Source organism: Streptomyces sp. N35 (genome assembly GCF_016464295.1).
GTDB lineage: Bacteria > Actinomycetota > Actinomycetes > Streptomycetales > Streptomycetaceae > Streptomyces.
The window spans coordinates 18902-22652 of the sequence record NZ_JAEIMH010000117.1 but is presented as its reverse complement, the minus strand read 5'-3'; the positions used below and the strand labels follow the sequence as shown (position 1 = coordinate 22652).

General features: G+C 70.4%; 2 protein-coding genes and 1 pseudogene. 2 read left to right on the top strand and 1 reads right to left on the bottom strand.

Translation table 11 applies throughout. The features are described 5' to 3' along the window. A pseudogene (locus JAO81_RS38200) lies at positions 1-211 on the bottom strand (phosphatase); the annotation flags it as partial. 512 nt (positions 212-723) lie between these two features. On the opposite strand from JAO81_RS38200, the gene JAO81_RS38195 reads away from it, so the two are divergent. Next, the gene (locus tag JAO81_RS38195; protein ID WP_307814127.1) at positions 724-1827 is read left to right on the top strand and encodes a VWA domain-containing protein; all 1104 of its coding nucleotides are present in this window, start codon (positions 724-726) and stop codon (positions 1825-1827) included. Between the two features lie 145 nt (positions 1828-1972). Next, positions 1973-3700 (top strand): methionine--tRNA ligase, encoded by a 1728-nt coding sequence (gene metG, locus JAO81_RS38190; RefSeq protein WP_199552600.1) that lies wholly within the window; start codon positions 1973-1975, stop codon positions 3698-3700. Positions 3701-3751: the final 51 nt, after the last annotated feature.

The window sequence follows — 3751 nt, the reverse complement described above, 5'->3', positions numbered from 1 at the left end:
CGGCCGCGCCGGCGACCGTGACGACCGCGGCGGCGCGGATCATCGACCTTCTCGACAGGGCACCGGCTATGACATCGCCGACATATGCGTTGTCGCTGGTGTTCGGAACCTCGTGGAAGCAGGCGTCACCACAGCGGAAGCGGCACGTCATGGCCGACCGTCCACCCGGGTGCGAACCGTCCTTCGTGATGAGCGGCAGCAGTTTGCGCACGTTTCCCCTCCGCGCTGGATCACCGACAGAGTGTCGGAAAGCTTGTCCCGGCGTGACGTTAGGTGCGGAGGCCAGCAATGCGGCGGCCGTGACATGAACGCCGGGTGAACCCCGGTTGCATGGAGGGGTGTTGAGCCGGGGTGCGAGGCGGGAGGGTGAGCTTCATGAGGGGCTCCCCATGATCGCGGAGAGCGGCCGCTAACCTTACGTGTCCGCCCTGGCCAGGGGTGACGGATTACCCGGACAACCGGGAACAACTCACGTTGAAGGGTTGCGCACATGGGCATTCTGGATCGCCTGCGGAACGTGTTCGGCCGGGGGCGTACGGTGCCTGCGGCGCGGGCGGCGGAGCCGGTCGCCGTGACCGACGCCGAGCCGACGATTCCGTCGCCCGCCACGGAGACGGCGCCCGCGGCGTCCTCGTCCGCTCCGGTGCCGGCTCCCGCTCAGGAGTCCGCTCCGGCCGCCGAGCCCGCTCCGGCCGCCGCCGCGCCCGCTTGCCCCCGGCGTTGGTGCCGGCCCCCGCAGAGGAGCCGTCGCCGTCCACGGTGGACGAGCTGGTCCCGGCCGCGTTCGACAACCCGTCCCTCGGCGAGCGGGTCCCGTCCCCCGCGACCTCCGCGGAGACGGCAGCCGCCTCGGCGGAACCGGAACCGGAGCCGGAGCCGGAGCCGGTCGCGGAGGCCGACCCCGAGCCCGTCGTCGAGCCGGTCGCGGAGCCCGAGCCCGTCGTCGAGCCGGTCGCGGTGGCCGAGCCCGTCGCCGCCGAGCCCGAGCCCGTCGCTCCCGAGCCCGTCGTCGAAGCCGAGCCCGAGCCCGTACGCGAGGAGGAGCCCGTCCTCGTAGCGGAAACGCAGCCCGAGCCGGTCGCCGCCGAGCCCGAGCCGGTCGTCGAGCCCGAGCCCGTACAGGAAGCGGAGCCCGCCCTCGAACTGACCGTGGTCGGCAAGCCCGCCCACACCCTCGCGCGGGTCAAGTCCCGCGCCCCCGGCCTCGTCGCCGCGTACAAGGCGGCCGGCACCGCCCTGAAGAAGCAGGAGCTGACGGGCGTACGGGCCGACGTCTACCTCGTCCTCGACCGCTCCGGATCGATGCGCCCGTACTTCAAGGACGGCAGCGCGCAGAACCTCGCCGAGCAAGTGCTCGCCCTCGCCGCGCACACGGACGAGACCGCCACCGTGAACGTCGTCTTCTTCTCCACCGAGCTCGACGGCACCGGCACCCTCACCCTCGACGCGTACGAGGGCCGGATCGACGAGCTGCACGCGGGCCTGGGCCGCATGGGGCGTACGAACTACGACCGCGCCGTCGCCGAGATCGTCGCCCTGCACGAAAAGTCCGACCACCCGGACCGCCCGGCGCTGGTGATCTTCCAGACGGACGGGGCGCCGGAGTCCAGGACCGCGGCCACCCAGGCCCTCAAGGACGCCGCCGAGCACCCCGTCTTCTGGCAGTTCGTGGCCTTCGGCGAGACGGAGTCCAAGGCCTTCGACTACCTCCGCAAGCTCGAACTGGAGAACCCCGGAAACATGGCCTTCTTCCACGCGGGCCCGGTCCCCAACGAGCTCACGGACGCGGAGCTGTACGCGGGCCTGCTCGGCGCCTGGCGACCGTAGGCGCCGCCGTCCCCGAGGGGCCGTCCGACCGGGAAAAACCCCGGGCGGGCGGCCCCTGCCCGTCGGCTACGATTTGTGGATTCCAGGCGGCGAGTCGCGATCCGGACACTCGTCACCGCACGTAGCGACCCGGGAGCAGCCCGCAATGGCTCGACACCTCATCACCAGCGCCCTTCCCTATATCAACGGGATCAAGCACCTGGGCAACATGGTGGGGTCCATGCTCCCGGCGGATGTGTACGCCCGCTACCTCCGCCAGCGCGGCCACGAGGTCCTGTACATCTGCGCCACCGACGAGCACGGCACCCCCGCCGAGCTGGCCGCCAAGGAGCGGGGCCTGCCGGTCGCGGAGTTCTGCGCGCAGGCGCATGACGCGCAGAAGGCCGTGTACGACGGCTTCGCGCTCGCCTTCGACTACTTCGGCCGCAGCTCCTCGCCGCAGAACGCCGAGCTGACGCAGCACTTCGCGCGCAAGCTCAAGGAGAACGGGTTCATCGAGGAGCGCGCCATCCGCCAGGTGTACTCGCCTGCCGACGGCCGCTTCCTGCCGGACCGCTATGTGGAGGGCACCTGTCCGCACTGCGGTTACGACAAGGCCCGCGGTGACCAGTGCGAGAACTGCACCCGCGTCCTGGACCCGACGGATCTGATCAACCCGCGCTCGGCCATCTCCGGCTCCACGGAGCTCGAAGTACGCGAGACCAAGCACCTCTTCCTCCTCCAGTCCAAGCTGCAGGGCGAGGTCGAGCAGTGGGTGGCCCGCCACGAGGACGAGTGGCCGCAGCTCGCGTCCTCGATCGCCCGCAAGTGGCTGACCGAGGGCCTGCACGACCGCGCCATCACCCGCGACCTGGACTGGGGCGTCCCGGTCCCGGCCGACACCTGGCCGGAGCTGGCCGCCGAGGGCAAGGTCTTCTACGTCTGGTTCGACGCCCCGATCGAGTACATCGGCGCGACGAAGGAGTGGGCGGACGCCGCCCCCGACGGCGAGATCCGCGACTGGAAGTCGTGGTGGTACGAGCCCGACGGTGCCGCCGACGTCCGCTACACGGAGTTCATGGCGAAGGACAACGTCCCGTTCCACACGGTGATGTTCCCGGCCACCGAGCTCGGCGTACGCGAGCCCTGGAAGATGGTCGACTACGTCAAGGCCTTCAACTGGCTGACGTACTACGGCGGCAAGTTCTCCACCTCGCAGAAGCGCGGCGTCTTCACCGACCAGGCGCTCGACATCCTGCCGGCCGACTACTGGCGCTACTTCCTCATCGCGAACGCGCCCGAGTCGGACGACTCCTCCTTCACCTGGGAGCACTTCACCGCCACGGTGAACAAGGACCTGGCCGACACCCTCGGCAACTTCGTCAACCGCGTCCTGTCCTTCTCGAAGAAGCGCTTCGGCGAGGAGGTCCCCGCGGGCGCCGAGGCCGGCGAGGCGGAGACGAAGCTGGGCGAGGAGATCACCTCTCTCCTGGCCGAGTACGAGACCCAGATGGAGGCCCTCCAGTTCCGCAAGGCGGCGGCCGCGCTGCGCGCCCTGTGGTCGGCGGGCAACTCCTACCTGGAGGAGAAGGCCCCCTGGCTGGAGATCAAGAGCAACCCCGAGGGCGCGGCCCTGACGCTGCGTACGGCGATGAACCTGATCCACCTGTACGCGGTGGTCTCGGAGCCCTTCATCCCGGCGTCCTCGGCGGCGATGCGCGCGGCGTTCTCGCTGCCCGACGACACGGCCACGTGGGTCTCGGCCGACGAGGCCCGCACCCTGAACTCCGTCCCCGCGGGCACCCCGTTCACCGTCCCGCCGGTGCTCTTCGCCAAGATCCAGGACGAGGACCTGGCGGCGTACAAGGAGCGCTTCGGGGGCGAGTCGGAGTAACCGCCTTCGCCTGTACGTGAACGAAGGGCCCGGAAGTCCGTTGGACTTCCG

Coding starts and splice junctions, on each gene's coding strand:
- metG (WP_199552600.1), top strand. CDS start 1,973: ATGGCTCGACACCTCATCACCAGCGCCCTTCCCTATATCAACGGGATC.